The sequence below is a fragment of the uncultured Sphingomonas sp. genome (assembly GCF_937859915.1).
In the GTDB taxonomy this organism is placed as follows: Bacteria; Pseudomonadota; Alphaproteobacteria; order Sphingomonadales; family Sphingomonadaceae; genus Solisphingomonas.
This window is the reverse complement of sequence record NZ_CALMAW010000088.1, coordinates 1-18,621: the sequence shown is the minus strand read 5'-3', so window position 1 is coordinate 18,621 and position 18,621 is coordinate 1. Positions and strand designations below refer to the sequence as shown.

General features: G+C 62.3%; 26 protein-coding genes, 1 tRNA gene and 1 pseudogene. 3 read left to right on the top strand and 25 right to left on the bottom strand.

Annotated features, from left to right (window positions below):
• Positions 1-8: 8 nt before the first annotated feature.
• Complete coding sequence (locus Q0326_RS11250; RefSeq protein WP_298690221.1) at positions 9-1,013, top strand: FkbM family methyltransferase; 1,005 nt, start codon at positions 9-11, stop codon at positions 1,011-1,013.
• 39 nt (positions 1,014-1,052) lie between these two features.
• Here Q0326_RS11250 and Q0326_RS11245 read toward each other — a convergent pair whose 3' ends face one another.
• From Q0326_RS11245 to Q0326_RS11235, 3 genes and pseudogenes are all read right to left on the bottom strand, one after another.
• Positions 1,053-1,754: a class I SAM-dependent methyltransferase gene (locus Q0326_RS11245; protein WP_298690218.1), complete on the bottom strand. Its 702-nt coding sequence runs from the start codon at positions 1,752-1,754 to the stop codon at positions 1,053-1,055.
• A gap of 278 nt (positions 1,755-2,032) precedes the next feature.
• The gene (locus Q0326_RS11240) at positions 2,033-3,547 is read right to left on the bottom strand and encodes a hypothetical protein (protein ID WP_298690215.1); all 1,515 of its coding nucleotides are present in this window, start codon (positions 3,545-3,547) and stop codon (positions 2,033-2,035) included.
• A 125-nt stretch (positions 3,548-3,672) separates the two neighbouring features.
• Positions 3,673-3,860: pseudogene (locus tag Q0326_RS11235) on the bottom strand (IS3 family transposase); the annotation flags it as partial.
• A 397-nt stretch (positions 3,861-4,257) separates the two neighbouring features.
• On the opposite strand from Q0326_RS11235, the gene Q0326_RS11230 reads away from it, so the two are divergent.
• Positions 4,258-4,479 carry a hypothetical protein gene (locus Q0326_RS11230; RefSeq protein ID WP_298690212.1) on the top strand — a complete coding sequence of 74 codons (222 nt, stop codon included), beginning with the start codon at positions 4,258-4,260 and terminating at the stop codon, positions 4,477-4,479.
• A 741-nt stretch (positions 4,480-5,220) separates the two neighbouring features.
• Here the strand turns inward: Q0326_RS11230 and Q0326_RS11225 are convergent.
• The 6 genes from Q0326_RS11225 to Q0326_RS11200 all read right to left on the bottom strand — a co-directional run bounded on the left by Q0326_RS11225 (position 5,221) and on the right by Q0326_RS11200 (position 8,212).
• On the bottom strand, positions 5,221-5,982 hold the full coding sequence (locus Q0326_RS11225; RefSeq protein ID WP_298690209.1) for a hypothetical protein: 762 nt from the start codon (positions 5,980-5,982) through the stop codon (positions 5,221-5,223).
• Entirely contained in the window at positions 5,957-6,673 is a 717-nt protein-coding gene (locus Q0326_RS11220; protein ID WP_298690207.1) for a hypothetical protein, read from the bottom strand. The genes Q0326_RS11225 and Q0326_RS11220 overlap by 26 nt, the downstream gene beginning before the upstream one ends.
• Before the next feature lie 224 nt (positions 6,674-6,897).
• Positions 6,898-6,985, bottom strand: a tRNA-OTHER gene (locus tag Q0326_RS11215).
• A gap of 76 nt (positions 6,986-7,061) precedes the next feature.
• Positions 7,062-7,394 (bottom strand): hypothetical protein, encoded by a 333-nt coding sequence (locus Q0326_RS11210; RefSeq protein WP_298690205.1) that lies wholly within the window; start codon positions 7,392-7,394, stop codon positions 7,062-7,064.
• Positions 7,395-7,398: 4 nt separating this feature from the next.
• Positions 7,399-7,860 (bottom strand): hypothetical protein, encoded by a 462-nt coding sequence (locus tag Q0326_RS11205; RefSeq protein ID WP_298690201.1) that lies wholly within the window; start codon positions 7,858-7,860, stop codon positions 7,399-7,401.
• Positions 7,861-7,909: 49 nt separating this feature from the next.
• Entirely contained in the window at positions 7,910-8,212 is a 303-nt protein-coding gene (locus Q0326_RS11200; protein WP_298690198.1) for a hypothetical protein, read from the bottom strand.
• Between the two features lie 67 nt (positions 8,213-8,279).
• Between Q0326_RS11200 and Q0326_RS11195 the strand changes: the two genes are divergently transcribed.
• Positions 8,280-8,528: a hypothetical protein gene (locus tag Q0326_RS11195; RefSeq protein ID WP_298690195.1), complete on the top strand. Its 249-nt coding sequence runs from the start codon at positions 8,280-8,282 to the stop codon at positions 8,526-8,528.
• Positions 8,529-8,632: 104 nt separating this feature from the next.
• Here the strand turns inward: Q0326_RS11195 and Q0326_RS11190 are convergent, their stop codons facing one another.
• The 16 genes from Q0326_RS11190 to Q0326_RS11115 form a co-directional block, all read right to left on the bottom strand.
• Entirely contained in the window at positions 8,633-9,151 is a 519-nt protein-coding gene (locus Q0326_RS11190) for a transglycosylase SLT domain-containing protein (RefSeq protein WP_298690192.1), read from the bottom strand.
• 216 nt (positions 9,152-9,367) lie between these two features.
• A complete protein-coding gene (locus Q0326_RS11185; protein WP_298690189.1) occupies positions 9,368-9,787 on the bottom strand; it encodes a hypothetical protein in 420 nt (139 codons plus the stop codon).
• On the bottom strand, positions 9,784-10,200 hold the full coding sequence (locus Q0326_RS11180) for a hypothetical protein (protein ID WP_298690186.1): 417 nt from the start codon (positions 10,198-10,200) through the stop codon (positions 9,784-9,786). Before Q0326_RS11180 ends, Q0326_RS11185 begins: the two co-directional genes overlap by 4 nt.
• A gap of 16 nt (positions 10,201-10,216) precedes the next feature.
• Positions 10,217-10,411: a hypothetical protein gene (locus tag Q0326_RS11175; protein WP_298690183.1), complete on the bottom strand. Its 195-nt coding sequence runs from the start codon at positions 10,409-10,411 to the stop codon at positions 10,217-10,219.
• Between the two features lie 70 nt (positions 10,412-10,481).
• A complete protein-coding gene (locus Q0326_RS11170) occupies positions 10,482-10,649 on the bottom strand; it encodes a hypothetical protein (RefSeq protein WP_298690180.1) in 168 nt (55 codons plus the stop codon).
• Positions 10,650-10,659: 10 nt separating this feature from the next.
• The gene (locus Q0326_RS11165; RefSeq protein WP_298690177.1) at positions 10,660-10,965 is read right to left on the bottom strand and encodes a hypothetical protein; all 306 of its coding nucleotides are present in this window, start codon (positions 10,963-10,965) and stop codon (positions 10,660-10,662) included.
• Positions 10,966-12,348: a cellulase family glycosylhydrolase gene (locus tag Q0326_RS11160; protein ID WP_298690174.1), complete on the bottom strand. Its 1,383-nt coding sequence runs from the start codon at positions 12,346-12,348 to the stop codon at positions 10,966-10,968.
• A gap of 10 nt (positions 12,349-12,358) precedes the next feature.
• Positions 12,359-14,710, bottom strand: a complete 2,352-nt coding sequence (locus Q0326_RS11155; protein WP_298690172.1) for a hypothetical protein — start codon at positions 14,708-14,710, stop codon at positions 12,359-12,361.
• Positions 14,711-14,758: 48 nt separating this feature from the next.
• Complete coding sequence (locus Q0326_RS11150) at positions 14,759-15,358, bottom strand: hypothetical protein (RefSeq protein ID WP_298690169.1); 600 nt, start codon at positions 15,356-15,358, stop codon at positions 14,759-14,761.
• Positions 15,359-15,381: 23 nt separating this feature from the next.
• The gene (locus Q0326_RS11145) at positions 15,382-15,873 is read right to left on the bottom strand and encodes a hypothetical protein (protein ID WP_298690166.1); all 492 of its coding nucleotides are present in this window, start codon (positions 15,871-15,873) and stop codon (positions 15,382-15,384) included.
• Between the two features lie 25 nt (positions 15,874-15,898).
• On the bottom strand, positions 15,899-16,150 hold the full coding sequence (locus tag Q0326_RS11140) for a hypothetical protein (RefSeq protein WP_298690163.1): 252 nt from the start codon (positions 16,148-16,150) through the stop codon (positions 15,899-15,901).
• On the bottom strand, positions 16,150-16,647 hold the full coding sequence (locus Q0326_RS11135) for a hypothetical protein (RefSeq protein ID WP_298690160.1): 498 nt from the start codon (positions 16,645-16,647) through the stop codon (positions 16,150-16,152). Before Q0326_RS11135 ends, Q0326_RS11140 begins: the two co-directional genes overlap by 1 nt.
• A 17-nt stretch (positions 16,648-16,664) precedes the next feature.
• Positions 16,665-17,138: a hypothetical protein gene (locus Q0326_RS11130; protein WP_298690157.1), complete on the bottom strand. Its 474-nt coding sequence runs from the start codon at positions 17,136-17,138 to the stop codon at positions 16,665-16,667.
• Positions 17,139-17,180: 42 nt separating this feature from the next.
• The gene (locus Q0326_RS11125; protein ID WP_298690155.1) at positions 17,181-17,669 is read right to left on the bottom strand and encodes a hypothetical protein; all 489 of its coding nucleotides are present in this window, start codon (positions 17,667-17,669) and stop codon (positions 17,181-17,183) included.
• A 24-nt stretch (positions 17,670-17,693) separates the two neighbouring features.
• Positions 17,694-17,993 (bottom strand): hypothetical protein, encoded by a 300-nt coding sequence (locus tag Q0326_RS11120; RefSeq protein WP_298690152.1) that lies wholly within the window; start codon positions 17,991-17,993, stop codon positions 17,694-17,696.
• Between the two features lie 33 nt (positions 17,994-18,026).
• Positions 18,027-18,539, bottom strand: a complete 513-nt coding sequence (locus Q0326_RS11115) for a hypothetical protein (protein WP_298690149.1) — start codon at positions 18,537-18,539, stop codon at positions 18,027-18,029.
• Positions 18,540-18,621 lie beyond the last annotated feature (82 nt).

The window sequence follows — 18,621 nt, the reverse complement described above, 5'->3', positions numbered from 1 at the left end:
TGGGATCGGTGGGCCAAGGAATCGTCGATGACCTGCTTGCCGACGGAACGCACGTCGACCTCATCTTAGACCGCGGCAAGCGCGGACAAAGCTATCGCAACATCCCGATTTTGGCGATCGAGGACGCTGGTGACGGTCGCCTCGCCGATAGAACGGTGCTTCTGGGACTTCATAATCACTACGTCGATATCAAGAAGATTCATGCTGAGCTTCTCGCGGCCGGGGTTGCGCGCGTCCTAACCCCCATTTATCCGCCTGTGCTCGCCCCGAACGCGCGGACACGTCCGGGCTATTGGTTGGACAGCGACTTTAGCTATGACGCGCATCTCGGGGATTTCGCTCGCATACGCGCGCTGCTGGAAGATGATCAAAGCCGAGACCTGCTCGATACCATCATTCGCTATCGCCAAAGCGGCGATATCGCGAACTGTCCCTCGCCAAGTCAAGAAGACGAATATACGCCCCACGATCCTCCGCGTCTGAAGGAGCCGCTGCGCATCGTTGACTGCGGTGCGTTCACGGGTGTCGCGATCCACAAATTTCTCAAGGCCGGTTACACGATCGCCAGTTTAGTCGCTTTCGAGCCGGATCCCGACAATTTCGCGATCCTGGCTTCCCGCGACTTCGGTAATATCCGCTCGCTTTGTCTGCCGCTGGGCACTTGGTCCGAAACGCAGCAGCTTCGATTCACTAATGACGGTTCGATGGCCAGCCGGCTGAGCGACGATGGTGATACGATCATCCAGTGCGTCGCGATCGACGACGTGTTGCACGGCGCGCCCGTGAATGTTGTCAAGCTGGATGTCGAGGGCGCGGAAATTGAAACGCTCAAGGGCATGCGCCGCATCATTGAGACCGAAAAACCCGCGCTGCTCGTTTCCGCCTACCATCTGCCGGCGCATCTCTTCGAGATCATCGATCTCATCCACTCTTGGAAGATGGGCTATCGCTTCCACCTTCGCGTCCACGAGTTCAACACTTTCGGGATCGTCGTCTACGCGTTCCACGACTAACCGGGAACGCGCAGCTTCGCGGTCAGATCATGCGGTTGATCACGCTGGCCGACATGCTACCTGCAGGATTTGCACGTCACTGCCGGCCACGCTGACGGCGAGAATGTACTGTCTCAGGACTTCGTATCCGGCGGAACGTAATAGCGCCGCCATTGACGACTGCGAATAAAAATTGATGTGCTCGTGCCAATGACGTTTGTGGGTTTCGCAGTCCGGCAAGCCCTGTTGGACAATTTTTTCGAACGGGACTTCAATGTACAGAATAGAGTCATCGTTCATCGCGCGGCGGATGTCGGCCAAAACCTTTATCGGATAGGGTGTATGCTCGAGAACCTGTCCGCAGACGACAAGACGATAGGCTGCGGCCGCCGCCTGTTCGCGAGTCACCGCCCGCGCGCCTGGCACGACGCCTTTGTTGCTGATATCGAAGATATCAAGGCTGCTCCTCCGTTGCTGATAGGGCGTGTTTGATCCGGTGTCCCCGCCCCAATCGAGGACCGTCAGCGGATCACTGATATAAGGATCCAAGAACGCCTCGATGTCGGCCTTGTAGGTGATCGTCTCGACGAGCCCCTCGTTGCGGGTGCGGTATCCCGGTTCGTAATGATCACGTAGGCTGACATAGGCCTCGTCGCGATAGCCGGCATAGATGGCATTCATCTCCTCGTCGGAGAAGCGAATGTCGCAGAACAGGTGCGAGCAGGCACGGCAGCGCAGCGACTTGCAGATCGTATAGGCCATGCCGCTGCGAATCGTTTGGAGACCCCAGCTATCGTTTATCTCTATTGGCGCCCAGCCGAACGCACGATGCGCGACGAACGGCATGAGGATTGCGGGCGAAGTAGCGAGATCGGTGGACCCGCAACACACGCACGAGCGAGCGAGATGGTTATCAGCCTTCACAGTCATCTGCTTTCCCGATCCAATCGTTCATCGCCCTGCTCGGCTCTCGTTTGTCACAGCGGCCCCAATTATGTGTCACCGATGCGCCGAGGGATAGGATATCTCGATCGGTTCGCCTACCATTTCGAGGCGACGTTCGGCCAAGGCCCGGCCCAGCAGCGCTTGGGATCATGTGGCTCGATCACGGCCGGCCGGCCCGGGTGGACAAGTGAAGGCACCCGCGACAGCGGCGTGACATAGGTGGCCGAGCCGCCCGGCACCACGCCCAGGAAGCTGCACAACGGCGGCGGCGAGGCCGGGAAGTGCACCGCCCGCCAGATTTCGGATGCCGGGGTGCACAGGCCGATGGCAAAGGTCACGCCGCCGAGGAATTGCGCGACGCGCGCGTCGCGCCCACTGGTGGTCTCGGCGAGGATGTCACCCAGCAGCGTCGCCAATATAGCCAGTGCGGGGATCGACGCGCGCATAACGAAATCGCCTGACGTCCCGACCTGCCCGAACGGCACGAGCAACAGCACCGCCGCGACGATGACCGCGGTCGGGGCGCCGAAGCGGTTCCGGCCGAACAGCCGGACCGCGATCAGATAGGGTGCCACTTCGAGGAGTTCGAAAAGCAGATATATCGGCAGGTGGATCACCTGCGCACGCTCGCCGACCGTGTCGTTGGCAGCGGCCAGATACAGCAGCGAGGGCACCGCCAGAACAAGCGCCAAAGACGGGAGCACGATATCGCTGGCGACCAGGCGTCGCTTGAACAGGCCGTCCAACCCCGCATGCGCGGCAAAGGGCACGAGCCCCATCAGCGCCAGTGGCGACATCAGCGCCAGTAGCGGGAATATCGCGAGCACAACGGCGCGCGGCAACCGATCGTCGCGCCACAGCATGTAGAGCAGAGCGCCGATCCACCCCGCCATTCCATGCTGCGGGACCCAGAAAATCTGGGTGACGTGAGAAGAATATTGCGGGCCTATCCAATATTCCATGTGCCCCATCAGAGGCTCGCCCAGAAGCGCCGCCCCAAGGATGTCCATTCCGGAGAAGCCGAGGAATACGACCAGCCCGATCACGCGTGCGCGGGTGTCCCGGAACAGCGCGGCGCCGAGCGACAAGATCGTTGCAAGCAGCAGGCTGTTCTGACCCAGCAGCGCCAGTTCGGCAACGCGGTAGCCCAGTGCCTTCCCGAGCAGCGCCGGGATGATGTACATGCCGAGCGGCAGCCGCAGCATGAGCGGCGACGGTGTTGCCTGATACACGAACGGCCAGGGGTAGACGACGAGGTCGCGCAGCACGGCATCGCGGACCTGCCAGTCGATGTTGGCATAGAAGAACCGCCCTTCGCCGCCGAGCACGCAGGCCAGCGCCGCGACGGCGAGGCATGTGGCGAACAGGGCGGCCGATGGTGCGCGATCCCGGCTCCAGCCATCTGCGCGGCGCAACAACAGGATGAGCCCCCCGAAGCCGACGGTGCCGACGACATAGGTCCACCATGCATAGCCGAGAAACGCCCAGAGCAGCATCTGCTGCGTGGCCAGCAGACCGAACAGGCCAAGCACGAGGCCGCGCTGGACGGCAATCCCTTTGGATCCGCTTGGCAGACGCTCGGTGGCTGCGGCCGCAAGCGCCACGTCCATAAACTGCTCCTGAATAGTCAGAAGGCGAACGCTAGCCGACAGCGGTAAAATAAGCTCTAACCATGTTCGAAGCGCGCGTGTGCGATGGCCGCGGATAAGACCGGACGTCTATGATCTGTATGGCAGGCGACACAGACCAAGCCCACCGCGGTAGCGACATAAGTGAAGTCGGACACCCACAGCATGTTTGGCGCCGTCGCCTCGAGCTTGCGATTGAATGATCGAGCGGGCACGGCGCAGCTGTATCGCCGATGGTCGTGCGCACCGGCTTGCCATCTATCACGCCTGCCAAGCCCGTCTCACGCATCTTCCGGCGCCAAACCTTGCGCGCACGCTGAATCGCAAAGTTTTCGGCAGACGCACGGGCAATGTCCGGCTTCAGATCGCAATCCTGCTTAGCCCGCTCGGATAGTCGGAAAGGATCTTGCCGCCGCACGACACGCGCATGGTAGGTGGATGGGGTGATCGGCGGGACATTGCACAGATCGGCTCGACCCCAAGCGAGTAGGAGACGGACCCCGCCAAATAATCGCCCAAAATGCCCGGTTCTCGGGGTGTTTGCGGCCGGGTGATGGGTCGATACCACGGCTTGTACCATGGATTATAATTCTACCCCTTGTCCCGAAATCGAACCGCTCGGTGGCGATACCACGGCAGGCTCCCCCGCCCTACGCCGCCGGTGATATGCTGACGGCCGAATCGGAGGGCACATGTCGCAGACGAATGAACAGGGCGAGACGTTCGGCGAGTGGTTGCTCGCGCAGAAAGCCGACTGCCGCATGGCTGATCTGGTCAATGCCGCCAAGGGCGACAGGATGTTCCCGCGTCGCGGCTCGCCCGACGACGTGCGCAAGCGCCTCAACGAGATGCAGGCCGATGGCGACATGCGCGCGGTTGTCGACGAGGCTGAGACCGACTGGCTGAGCTACTGATGACGCTACGTAGTTTCCGGCCGTGGACAGAAGCCGAGGACCAGCGCCTTCTACGAATGTACCGAGACGGGTACGAGCGGACCGTTATCGCTGAGGCGCTAGGGCGGCGACCGAAGGCCATAACCGATCGCAAGCGCACGCTGCTGGCCGACGAATGCCCGACGAACTAAGCCTCGCCGTCGTCGGCGCCCGCCCTTAGGCTGCCAATCAAAAACAACGCGCGCTAACCGCTATAATTTGCTATAAATGTCCGAAAGGTTCGATATCGGCGAAAACTTTCCCCATATCGCCATTCGAACTTCTTTCATGTCCTCTTCTGTAACACGCCTCGTAGCTACACTGACGGCATGAGCTTCATTATCCCTAAGAAGTTTATCGCCCAAGACTGGATCGTCTTTCACGCACAGTGCACGGTGCCCATCGGGCAACTTCGCATCGCGTATTGCCTGGGCGGACCCGACTAAAGCTCCTCGTAGTTCCATCTGATCGCTAGACTTCATTATGTCTGACGCGACCGCGATGATTTCCGCGGCATCGATCTTGTCGACACGCACTAAGGACAAACCAGCTTCTTGCAAATGAGTGATTGCAAAAGCGCTAGGCTTAAGCCGGCCCTTCTTATCAAAGTGGAGAGGGCTCAAGATTCTTGCCAGCCGTTCAACGCTTTGGACTTCGCCTAGGTTACCATGCGACATGTCCTCGCAGGAACAAGGCAAAATTTGATCGATATCTATGCTCACACTAGGACAGTTTTATCGCGGCCATTAAACTCTCGGGAATATCATTACCGACGCCAAGAGAAACACGGCCTTTAGATACAACACCGTCAATTTTCGCTAGAAAAACCATTTCGCCACGTCCTCGGAATGTGACGTCGACGTAGCCTGATTTAAGTTCCCAAAAGAATCCAACTTCGCCATCGGCCGCCACCATTGGCTCCACCGTCGAGTAATCGATGGGAACATGCTGCAGAAATGACATCGCTTCGTGAAGAGCTTGAGAAGTTGGCGCGATGGAGCCGGGCCCATCCCATCCAGGCTGCAGCTTCGCATAGCTGCTCAGTTCCGCTCGCACGGACACCTCAGCCGCAATATCAGGTCGCGCGAAAATAGCCGATGAGCTTGCCTCAATCGGATGCCAATAACCTGCGGCACCGACGTTTCCGTAGGCCGCCCATGAGTCTCTGGGATAAGCAAATGGCAGGTCATCGTGCGACGGATAATCAACAAAGGTTACCGAACTGCCCGATGGTTTGATCAAGCCGATCGATGATATGCCAAGTGATCCTACGACCATCCATTGACCGCAATCCACCCTGCGGTCTTCAACCACCAAGCGCTTTGCCACGGTGGGACCGCTGATCTGAGCTAGCCAATCTACGCTCGACTCGTCCCCAAAAAACACAGAGCCACTGTCAGAGCTAGCTGCGCTGATATAAGCTGGCGGCTGCGACCAAGCAGCCGCTACTGCATGCGCATCAATTGGCGGAAGAGAGGCGATCATAGCCCTGCGACATAATCAGTTTCGCCTCGGCCGCAAGGGACGCGATCGCGTCAGCAGCTTGAGTCGGGCCGAGCGGGATATTGCGGGGTACCGAATTTATATCGATCGCCATCGTGGCAAGATGATGAGCGTTCAAAGTCTGAGGAAATTGGCTCCCACTGCTCACAACTTGGAATTGAACGAACTGGACTTGGCCAAGGCCCCAGCGGACAAACCTGTTCATCTGCCAACCAGCCGCGCCCAATCCTCGACGAACATTAAGCGCGAAATTCAAGTCTGACGCGGTACTAGGTATGTGCGATAGATTTGTTGCGCCTTTGAATATGGCGACAGCTTCGGCTTCGCTAGAGGCGTTGATCGCGCAGTTTATGATAAAAGCGACACGTATCGGATTATCCCCGATCGCTAATTTCTGACCAAGACCGACTAATGTTTGGATCGCGGCATCTTTGTCAACTATGGTCGGCGGGTGAGATGGCGGCGCTCCGTCAACCTGAGGCTGAAGGGTTATATCAATTCGCCCGAGCTGGACGCCGATATTAGCCTGGTACACTCCTAGTAAGCCGGACGCATTCGAGCCTGGGGGCATGCCCGCCGGGTTCTGTTGAAAGCCCTGCGGTTGACCGCCGATCAGACGTCCCCAAGTCTCGAATGCCGAAGGTGGCACAGGAGCGGGCGGGGTGAAAACCACGCAAGACATGCTCTGTATGGACCAGTCCATCGATTCCCCGGATTCCCAATTTATTTAGGCCTTGCCTAAACGCTTCCATCCGTCAGTCAATGCGTGGGACACGCCCGCCTATCGCAAAGAACTGGGCCTCGGATGAGAGATTTCAGCTGAAGGTGGTAATTATGAGCGTAGGGCGGTGGTAACATTCGCGCTCTCTGCTACGCCAAACCGCAGTTTTCTGCGGTTGGTGACCCCAACGGGAATCGAACCCGTGTTTCGCCGTGGATGCCGAATGTTGAATGAAATCAACGACGTTTGCCACATCCGGGGGCCTAATTGCTCTCATGCAAATCAATGGGTTAGCTGGCATGTGGCATAGGATCGACCGTTCGCGAAGGTCCCCTGCCCGTCATTGCTCCGGCTCCGAGATGTCGAACGAATAGCCGCGCTGACGGAATGCCCGACCGTTCCAGGACACGCTCTTGTGCAGCAAGCTATCCTGCCGATCGAAGATAACTAGATCCTTGTAGCTGATCGCATCCGGATCGCGCGGCGAGTCGGCGGGCTGGTTGGATAGCGCGACCTTGACCGGCCGGCCGTCCAGATCAACCGGGTCCATGTAAAACGAGTTGATGTCGCCATAGGGCAGGTCGGTAGTGACGAGGAGAACCGGCTGAGCGCCCACGTCCTGGTTGGGCATATTCGGCAGCCGATCAGCGCTCAGGACGTGGGCGGTGCGCATTGGCTTAGGCCGCCTGGGCGATCGGCGCGGCGGCGGCGGCGGCGGCGGGCGCCGGCTGGTCGGTCAGTGCCTCGACGATCTTCGTGGCATCGGCCGCGAGCGCCGGTACCGTCGTCGACATCGTCTGGTTATAGACGAGCTGCGCCGCCCCGCGGACAGCATCCTCGACCTGCTCGGCCGTCGCGGCGACACCGCCGGCAGCGAACAGCGTGATCGCGGTCGGGATCGCGTTGGTGACGACCTGCTCCATCTTCTCGACGCCGGTGAGCGACGAGTCCTTGAGGGTGGCAATCTCGGACGCAATGAAGGTGCCGACCGGGCTGGCCTTCAGCGCCAGGACGAGATCGTCAGCGGCCGACTTCGCCGCAACCTCGACGACGTGGCCGGCATCCGCCAGCGCGGCCTTGATGACCGCCTTCTGCGCGTCGTTGGCGAAGACGATGTGGAAGTTCTTGATGAGGGACATGGTGTGCTCCTTGCGATCGGCCGGCGCGGTATGCGCAGGCGGATGGGGGTCAGGCGGCGGTGTCGCCTGTGATCTGGTCGGCCCGATCAGCTGCGGCGCCTGCGACGGCGCTCGCGGCATCACGGGCATTCTGAGGAGGGGCCGGGGTGTCTTTCGCCTTGCCGGCGCTGCTCGATCCGACCCAGAAGGCGAAGGACGCGACGGCGAACGATTTCCAGGTGCCGACGACGTCGCCGCGCAGGGCCGCGTCGCCGGTCCAACCGAAGACCCAGATGCTGAAGCCGAGGTAGCCGAGCGCGGCGAGCAGGCAGAAGCCTATGACCACACGGACGTGCGGGATGGTGCTGTTCATGGTAAGCCTCGTGCTCTGGGTGGGTTGCAGCCGCGATCTTGGGCGGCGCTTTGAAAGATAGAGCGCTTTGATCGACTGGACGTTCGTGATCAGTCTCGGCCTGATCGTCGCCCTCACATTCATCGTTGGAAGGCTATGGGCGGTAGAAAACCGCCGAAATCGTGAATGGATAGCCTTGGCCGTCGGCTTGGTTATGGTGCTGGCACTCGGATACGGAGTACTTCATCCGGGCGAGCAAGCGCTAACGGCAAGCGGCGCTCTGGCTGCCGCCGCAGCGGCTCTGTTCGTGGGCCTGATTTATCGCATCTTTCGGTAGCGCGCATCGATGTGTGGCGCCTTCTTGCTCGCCCATTGCGTAGACGAGCAAGAAGGCGCCGAAAGTCAGCCCCAACGCGACCATTCTGCGAAGCTGATGGCCGATCACGCCGCGTTCGCCGGCAGCAGGCCGTCCTTCAGCTTCGCCGCGACGGCCGCGCACACCTCGCCCCGCGTGATGCGCCCGCTATGGTCGACGTCGAGCCCCCGGTTCTGGAGGTAGCGCGCCGGGTGCGCATCCCCCTCGGTGAACAGCACGTAGCTGTCGGGCTTGCCGACGCCGTCTGGCCACAGGATCGGCATGTAGACGTCGCCGAGGTTGTGCATGCGACCCCGCCAGGGGCGGAAGTAGAGGTCGACGAAGTCGAGCTGGTCGACCGCGCTCATCAGCGCCAGCTTGCCCGTAGTGGTGTGCAGCTGGCCTGCGGTCTGCGGCATGAACTGGATGAGCCCGATCGCGCCCGACCCCGCCCCGTTCTTCACCGACGGTGAAAAAGTGCCGGCGCTCTCAAACGCCATGCACGCCATCAGCCAGTTCGGATCGCAGCCGAGGCCATCGGCGATCGCACGCGCGCGGTCGCGAAATGCGGGCGCGACTCTGCGCCCCCAAGCGAGTGGGGTCATGGACCTATCCTTTGATGGTGGGTGTTGAAGGTCGCAGGGCCGTTCGAACGCTGCGGGTGTTTGCGGCCTTAGAGCCCCGCGGCGACCTCTTGCGCCGCGGGGCTCGCATTTTTCCGGAAGCCAGTTATTGCGCGCGCAGAGACCGGCGAATCCCTGCACACCTCGACCGGTCTCAGAGTCCCGCCGTTTGCACCCCTTGCGGCGGCGGGGCTCGTCTCATTCCTTCGGCAGCAACCGGTCCGCAGCGTCGATTTTCTCGAGCAGCGGTGTAAAGTCCTCGCCGGTCTGCGGCGGTTCGCCCCCGATCAGCCGCGCCAGCCGCGCCGTAGGCAGCTGGTCGATCTCGGATGCGACGCGCTGTTCGAACTTCTTGCGCACGGCCCGGACAAGGCGGTCCGACGACACCGCGGTCATAGCGCCCATGAGCACCTTCGCATTGCCGGTGAGATGGAACTGGTCCGCGACGCTGACCGCGACGACGCCGAGGAAGCCGAGGAGCAGGATGTCGGCGATGAAGGCCCGCCAGGTGAACGCCTTGCCGTCATTGAGCGCCAAGCCTTGCTTGGCAGCCGTTCCGATGCCGAGGCCAATTAGGATAGGTCCGTAGCGCGCGGCCGCATCGTTCCACCAGCTCACCGGAGAACCGTCGACACGCCGATGCAAAGCGCCAGCATACCCCCATAGACGATCATTGCCCGCTTGATGCGCAGGGAGCCGTAGCGCTTTCCGTGGACGTAGATGCCGAAGACCAAGCCGGCCGCCATGCCGCCATGCGCCACTACGAGCAGCTGGCCGCGATGCAGATCGGAGAGACCCGGCGCGAACCAGCGAAGCTCGAACAGCAGCACGGCGATCGCGATCGGCACGAGACCGGCTCGGTGCGCATCGCCTTCCGCATCGCATCCGCGAAGGCAGCGCCAGGCCGAAGACCACCACCACAGGATGATCGCCGAAGCGAACACCGTCGAGAATATCCGCAGGCCGTTCGTCACCGCGAGCAGCGAGGGGTAGGCGTGGGCCAGCGAGCTCCACAAACGCGGATGGTCCATATGCTCTCCGAATCTATCAGAAGTGGATGGTGACGACCGGCGCGATCGCGAACTGGCGGCCGTAGGCGAACTCGACCCGGAACTGGCTGCAAGGCTGGAGCGTGACCCAGACCACCTTTGCCGGCGGGACGAACCGCCGGATCAGGTGAGGCTGGTGTTCGGTGATGACGATGCTGAACGGCGCGCTCGATGGCGGGGCGATGATATGCATGGACACCCTCCGTCGCTGCCGATGCGTGATAGTGAAGCGGGCGGCCGTCCTAAGCAGCCGCCCGCAAGATTTACATCTTCGAGAAATAGCCCGCGCGCAGCAGGGCATAGGTCTTCGGGCACTGCGTCGCGTTGATGTTGCCGGCCGAGCCGGACTCGGCTGCGGCTTCCTTGTTGAACTGGGCGAGGCCGTTCTTGCTCAGCTTGTTGAGAAGGCTGGCGTCAGAAGGTGCGTTCATGGTGATTTCCCTAGATTACGACCGCGTAGGTCTTGTTAAAAGGCTTTGCTTTAAGCAAAGCAACGAGACGCTGCATCTCCTCGTTACAGTCTAGCGCGTCGAACCAGACTGTATTTCCGCGAAACTTATCGCGAAACCGTGCCAGCATCAGGGCAAGAGCTTTTTGGTTGCCTTCGACCACCTTGATGCTTTCGATATAAATATGGTCATATTCGTGCCGCCAAAGCACGTGAGCGACGATCTCGTCGCCGTCCGACACCGTTATAGTATCGCCTTCGACGATGACGCGGCGCTCTCCGATATGAGCGGGCCGCATCTATCGGTTGGTCAGCGAGTGGACGTAGGCATTGTCGAGCGTCTGGCCCTTCGGAGCGATCGCGAAGATGTAGCCCGCCGGCCACTCGCGACCGCCGCCCCATTGTGTGAAGCCGATGATCACGTCCGCGTTTGCACGGATGCCAGCGAGCGTCGCCGCGCCGGGGGCCGCGCATGTGGCCGGTACGCCGCTATATTTGCCCCAAGCTTGCTCGCCGATGATCGCGCGCAGATGCCGCTTGCGCACCTGGGCGGCGAAGCTGTCCGTCCAGCTATAGGGATCGCAGGCGGCGTTGGTGCCGGAGCTACCATGATCGAGATACTCATGCGGCGACAGGATCACGTTGCCGGTGATCGGGAAGCCCGGCGTCCGATCGATCGCACACCCCGCGCTCTCGCAATCCTTGGTTGCGGCCTCGCCCTTGTCGAAGCGGAAGATCGCGCTGCTCTGCGGCCACTCGGTAAGGACCGGGTTGGTCAGGCCGTTGGCAAGGAAGAGGGCCTCGGTGTCGCGCGTACCGGCCGCCCACTCCATGAAATCGTTCGGGATCGTCGTGCTGTTGAAGCCCCGGGGTTCGTTGTCGAGGTCGATGTAGACCCGGGGGTTGCCGACATATTTGCCCAGCTTGGCCTTCCAGTAGGCGAGGTTATCGGCTGCGGAGTGCCAGGCATAATCGTGCCGATCGATGATGACGATCTTGCCCTTGGCGAGCGCCTCATCGATAGCCGGGATCAGCTTGTCGAAGGGCGTGTCATCCTTGATCGCGAAGCGGAAGATGTCGCCAATGTTGGCCGCCACATAGGCATCGATCTCGCTCGGGAGCGGGCACAGGGCGCCGCCGGCCGCTGCATAGCAACCCGCAAGGTTGGCGCCGACGAGCGCCGAGGCGGCCGCAGGCGGCGCGGGGGCCGGTCCAGCGCCGGACGATACCGGCGGCGCGGCGACTACCGGCACGGGTGTGCCGTCCATCACCTGATACGTGAAGCCGTTCAAGGCATAGCCAACGGCCGGCGCGGTGATGATGCCGAGCTTCGTCGCGCCGCCCGAAAGCGTGAACGGCTTCCCGTCCATGCGGTTGATCCAGATACTTCCGGCCGCCTGCACCATCGTACCGGACGCCGTGATCCTGTCAGTCAGCGGCTTACTGGTGACGAGGATGTCGCCAGTATGGACCGTTAGCAGGCCGTCCACGATCGGGATCGTGTCGGCGGAAGCTGCAACCGCGTAAAACGCGCCAGCAACGACCGCGAGACTTATTGGAATGATTGCCAAGCCCACCCGGCGAAGCCTTTTTCGCGGTGCATCCAAGGCCATTATCAAACCAACAACGGAAGCGATTGCGAATGCGGAGGCGACGAGCGCGAGGAGTATAGTGCGGATCATAGCGCGTTCCTTACTTGAGGGTAGGCCAGCAGATGTCGATGGCTTGCGATGCGACAGAACTGTTCTGGCAACCGATGGACATCACGGCCTTGCTGCCTGCAAGCGGGAGGTATCCGACAATCTCAAGCCGGGTCCATGCCGTAGTTAAGGTGATGCTGGCGCTGCCAATAGGAGCAGGAGTGGATGAGCCTAGCTTGCCGACCTGGAAACCTATTACCTCTCCGCCAGCACGACCGCGAACCCATACGCTCGCCTGAATGTTGCCGGCCAGATTGCCACCACTTCCTATGCCTTCAATGCTTTGACACCCAATGAATGCGTATGAGCTAGTGCTAGTGCCGCCGAACGCAATCGTACTGGCCGTGAGATCTCCGTTAGGATCAGGAACGGCATATTTGTTTGAGATTGTGACGGAGCCACCGGAACCGACCGTGTAGTTGCGCTGCCAGCCGCTAGCAGAACTGCCGTTGACCGTAAGGCCATCGGCAGGGTTGCCGGACACCAGGATCCCCTTGCCTTCCCAACGGTAGGCGCGAGTGGAAGTGCTGGCCTGCAAGAGCGGGTTGGGGAAGCCGCTAAGCATTGGCGCGATCTCGCCTTGCTCCATTGCGTCCCCCGAGGGGATGGAGCGAGCATTTGTAGCAGCATTGGTGAGCAAGTTACCGAGCGTAGCTACGCTATAACCGTGGCCCTCGCGATCGAACAGAAGGGCGAAGTTGGGCGCGGTTGCTGTCCCGAGATTGACGAGCTGCGGACCCTCGACGCTAGAGCCTAGGCCATAAGCGTCTGCGGCAGCCGCCAAGGTCCATGTTCCGGTGATCGTAGGCGCGGTAGCGTATCGAATCTGGCCGCCGCCGACGTTGCCGGTGCCTTCCTTGTAATCCGAATACGCCATGACAAACGTGCCGTCAGCGGCTTGCATGACGGACGGATCGATCGAATTGGCGCCGTTCCCGGTGAACCCGGTGCATAGGACCGGAGTGCCCCACGTGCCGCCGGCCACCCACGTGTTATCGGTAGATTTTACAACAAAGATGCTATTGCCGGAGCTGGCGCCGCCAGCGACGTAAGTTCCGTCGAAGAACAGATATGCGCAACCCTGCGCGTCGGTATAGATCGTGTTATCGATTTTGCGGGCGAAAGAGCCACCGATCGGATAGCCTGTCGAACCATTAACACCGCTAGTGCTGATCGATGCTAGCCGGGTCCAGTTAAACCCATCGCTAGAGGTGAGCAACGGGATGACGCTGTCCCCGGCACCATCCCGCGTCATGAAATACGCAGAGCCGTTCGTCGCAAGGCCGTAGTCGGCATAGAATCCGGTCGTTTGCGAAAGACCTGCCTCCGCACTGGGGCGATATTCCGACTGTGTAAGGTCCGCGCTGAAATGCTTGAAAACGCTGTTATGGGAAGCAGCCCGCTCGCTCGGACTTCCGTCGCCCTGGAAGAACGCGCCAAGCCACCCGGTAAGGGTCTGCTTCTGCGCGGCGCGGTTTACCATCCACTGCGAAACGCCGGGGATTTCGGAAGTGCCGAGCTTGCCGGACGATACCGCCCAGCCGAGAACCAGCCCCTTGAAATAGTTGGACTTGGTTGTCCCATCCGATGCGAGCGCGGCACCGATCGTCGCGCTGGACCCAAGCAATGCAGATGGGGTGCCAGTCGCCGTGGTTGGGGACGCCTTGTCCTGCGCGCCGCTTTTATAGTGCGAATAGGTCGTGCCGTCGCCGATCATCATCAAGCACTCGGTATGACCGACAACCATGCCGGTATTTACCGTCGCGGTGCTGGCGTCCGATCGGTAGCGCGAGAATTGCACCACATCGGCGCCAAGAAGACTGCCCGAGGCGTTGGAAAGCGCGAGCGCGTAGCCGGCTGTGTTAGCACTAGATACGATGGGACCGGGCTGCGCGAGTAGTGTCGAAACGGACGGACGGGCATGTTTACCAGCCATGTCTGCGCTATAGATGACGGCAACCGTTGCAGCTTCCGCTACGTTCGACCGGACGCCATAGGTCGCTGCACCGTCGAAAGACAACGCGCCGTTGCCGCTCTGGCTATCGATCTGGAACGTCGGTTGCGCACCGGATGGGAATGTCGCAGCCATATTACCCGCCACATCGCGGATCGCGCCTACCGTCTGCCCGACGCCGCTGCCAGTGAGCGCAACCGTGCCGGCCGTGTCGCTGAACACTTTGGCGAAATCGACAAGAACGACCTCTTGGAAGGTCGTCGTTGTCGCATTCTGCGGGGCGATAACGGCGCCGGGTGCAGGGGCATTGGCGGCGATCACTGCAATGATCCCTGCCACCGAAGTTCGCAGATAGTCGCGAAGGCGACCGAAGGTGTTGGGTGTCAGCATGGTCGCCTCGCGCGATAGAGTAAGGTCAGGGTGCGGGTTGCAGCGGCCTCAGCCCTGCCGCGAGTAGACCGCCATAGTGCCGGTGCAGATGATCGAGACGACGCCAGTGCCGACGTGGGTCCCGCTCTCAAAATAGCCGCCTCGAGCGATGAATAGGCTATTTGCGTCCGCGGTCGCGCCGCTGATCCCGTTGATGTAGCAGCCGTTGGTCCCGGTCGTGTCAGGCGCGCCCTGCACCTGGATCGTCATGAAGTGCCGCGACGCGTTGGCGGCGAAGAGTGTTGCTGCACTCGTGCCGAACGAGATCGCGGTGCCGGCCGTGGCCGTGATCTGCGGGAGCACGGTCGTGACGGTCTGCGCGGTCGTGGCGGCTGTGCCGGCAGCGGCAACGGTCCCTGCCAAGGTGGCGAGCGAGCTGTTGCCCGACGTCTGAAGCGCCTTGGTCGCTAGATCTTCCTGCGCACCAGCGGCGTTGTGATAGACGAAGCAATAGGCCTGCGAGCTGTCGCTCTGGACGCCCGTGCACATCGTCTGGGTGGTGCCGGCACCATCCTTGATGCTGAGGTTGGCGGCCATGGCCGGGGTGACCGAGGCAAGCGAAAGGGCGGCCAGCGCGGCGATACCGCGGCCGATCAGCGAACGGATCATGGTGTTTCTCCTAGTGGAAGGCGTCAGAGGTAGAAGCTGTTGCGAGCGTCGCTGTGGTCGAGCGAGGGCGCGTAGGCGGAGCCGGGGACGGAGAGCGTTCCGCTCAAGGCTGATGTGGTGCCCGCTCCGTTGGTGGCGCTGATCTGGACCCCGAGGGCGCTGCCGGCGTCGGCACTCACGACGACGTAGGAAGAAGCAGACGCGCCTGCGATCGCCGAGCCCGCGCGCCTCCACTGATAGGCGTAACCCGACGGTGCCCCGGTCCAGCTGCCGACAGCCGCGGAGAGGGTTTGGCCGACGGCCGGCGTGCCGGAGATGCTGGGCAACGCAAGCGAGACGGGCGGGATGGCAGCGGCAAGCGCCTTGGCCATCTGCATCGCCTGAAGGGCCAGGCCCCGCGCGATCGTATCCTGCGCCTGTGCGGGTGCTGCAATTCCGCACGTGGCCATTCCCGTCATCAGCAAGCACGCAAGGGCGGCCCGCGCCGGCAGCAGCCGGCCCAGATACTTGGGCATCGGTTTTTCCTTTCTTAGGCCAGCGTCAGAGCGCCGGAATTTCCTGATAGGTGGCCGTGACGACCGGACTTCTCGCGGCTGCCGCGGACGGCATTGTCGCCGGCTGCTTGATGATCGAGAGGCGCACCGGCTTGCCGTCGAGCGTAGCGGCGCTGATCGTGTCCGGCCGGCTGATACGCCCGGCCGGGATGAAGGCGAGGATCCCGCCAGAGACCCCCGCAGTACCGCTGAAGACGTTCGGGATATCCAGCGTCACGCGCTTTCCGTTATCTATCATCACAGGTTCCTTACGGTCAGGATGCCGGTGCGCTCGTAGGTCTGGTAGACCGCCGCGTCAGTCTGGATCAGGATCGAGACCCCGACCTGCAGGCCCGCGCCGCTGAAGCCCGGATCGGACTGGAAGGCCGGATCGACCGCGAACCAGATCTGGACGATCTGGCTGGTCGCCGCATCAATGATCGGCACCCGGGGCGAATCCTGCCACACCTCGACGCCGACCGTGGCCGCAGCGGCCGACATCGTGATGCGGACGATCTGCGCGATCTTCGCATCACCGATCAGCGCGGAGAAGTCGAAGGCACGGGGGTTGAGATCGGCCGGGTCGAGGGGCTGCGCGGTCAGTGGCGAACCCAGCGGCAGGCCAGCGACCGTCGCGACCGACGTCTGCGCCGCGTCGAACTTCACCGTCTGGCCCGCTGTGGCGATGATTGCGCCGGTTGGCGTGGGCGCCGGGGCGTTAGGCACGAAGCTGAGCGCCATCAGGGTTGCGAGCATAGCTCATCGTCTCCGGCTCACTGAAACAGGCGGTAGGTCACGCCCGATGGCACGCTGAGCCACCAGGTCGCGTTCGGCTCGGTCTCGGTGAAGAGGCCGAGCTCCTGACAGTCGGCCGTGAAGACGCCGATCGTCGATCCGAGCGCGGTCAACGGCTTGGCATTTGCCTGCGTCCCGTCGATCGATCGGAGAAGTTGCACCTGGCCGGCGCCGAGCGCGGTCAAGCCGACGATGCGCAAGCCGATCGAACGACCAAGCTCCGGCGTGAAGGGCCCCTCAATGACCGTTCCGCCGCCAGCGGCCGTTCCAGCGAGCGCCGTCGACGTCGCGGGCAGGGCGCCTGCAATCTGCGACAGCAGCCAGAGCAACGTACCCTGCGCCGGTCCGCCCACCTGCCCCATCGCATCCTTGCCGGCGATGTCGGAGAGCATCGACGCTTGGAAGCGCGAGCCGCTGACCAGCTTGGCCGCCAGGGCGGTACCGGCCTGCACCGGCGAATTGAGCGGATCCGTAAAGTCCATGGCCGATGCCCCTTATTGGCGGAGAGAGTAGGAAAGGGAGCCGGACGTCACCGTCGCGGTCGCGCAGTAGACGATGCCGGCGAGAGTCGGCGTGTCGACAACCTCATTGGCATTCGCGGAGAAGTTGCCCCATGGCTGGCCGGCGACCGTCAGCGGATTGATCGTGCCAGCTGCGCACGCATTGGCGGAGGTCGAGGTGCCGACCACGAAGCCGCCGGCCCATGTGCCCTTGAGGACGACACGGATGTCTCGGCCAAGCTGCGGCGCGAACGGACCAACCACCGCCGCGCCGCTCGCGAAGGCCGCACCGCCGGATGTCGGCGTGGCGGCCGTAGAGGTGACGACACCTTCTTGCCCGATCGAATAGGCCGGTACCGTCACGACCGCCTGCTCTGGCGCATAGCCGGCAGGCGCGGCTGATGCCGTCGCATGCTGAGCCAAGGATGGCGCCCAAGCGACGAATGCGGACAACAAGCATGCCGCCCGGGCGCGCATCTTCATGGACGTTCTCCGGTAGCGGTTGGATTAGGCGGTCGGCGTCGACGCGGTCGCCGCGGCCGGCAGCGGCACGCCGAGGTTGCGCAGCCCGGTCAGAGCAGCGTTGATCGACGCGCCATAGGTCTGGTCCATGATGAATACCGGCAGCAGCGCTTCGAGTGCGGCACGAACCTGGGCAGCGCTGTCGGATGCGACGAAGTCGGTGATGGGCTTCATCTTGGCCGCCTGCGCCGCGGCCGCGGCCGCCTGCGAGGCTGCGATGACCTGCTGAGCCTGAGCGACCTGGGCGTCAGTCGGGGCGGTCGTGGTGGTGCTATCGTCGGCCATGGGGTTCGATCCTTACGATGGTGGTCGGGTGGGTCAGCGCTTTGCGCGGTTGCGCGCGCGCCGTGCGGGACGCGGACTGTTGGACTGCGCGGGTTTCGGCTGGAGCGCCTCGGCAAGGCTGGCCTCGACGACCGACTTGGCGGCCTCGATCTCGTCGTCGGTCTCTACGACGGTCGCGAACTTGATCTCGCGCCCATCGCCGAACGCGTCGAAGTCGACCCGCGTGTTGGCGCCGGCGCATTCGTCAGGGTCGAGCCCGTGGGTCGCAATGATGGACGGCGCGAGCAGATAGACGTCGTCGCCTTCGGTCGTCGTGAGCGGCACCCATGGCGCGGGTGCGAACTTCGTCGCCTGGACCATCACCTGCTCGGCCGCGGTGCGGAGCCAGGCGAACATCGGACCGGCGCCGAAATCGTAGCGGAGGATGGACTTGCAGCCCTTCTTATCGTCGGGAAGATCGGCATGCTCGACACCGATGATCGACCTGATCGACGTCGCGGGGATCTTGATCACACGGTGAGCATGATCGGCCAGAAGCACGTTCATTGTGGTTTCCTTCGACATTTGACGGGGGCTGCGCCGGACACCCCGGCTAAGGCGGCAGCGCGCCTATCACTTGTCGTTGCCA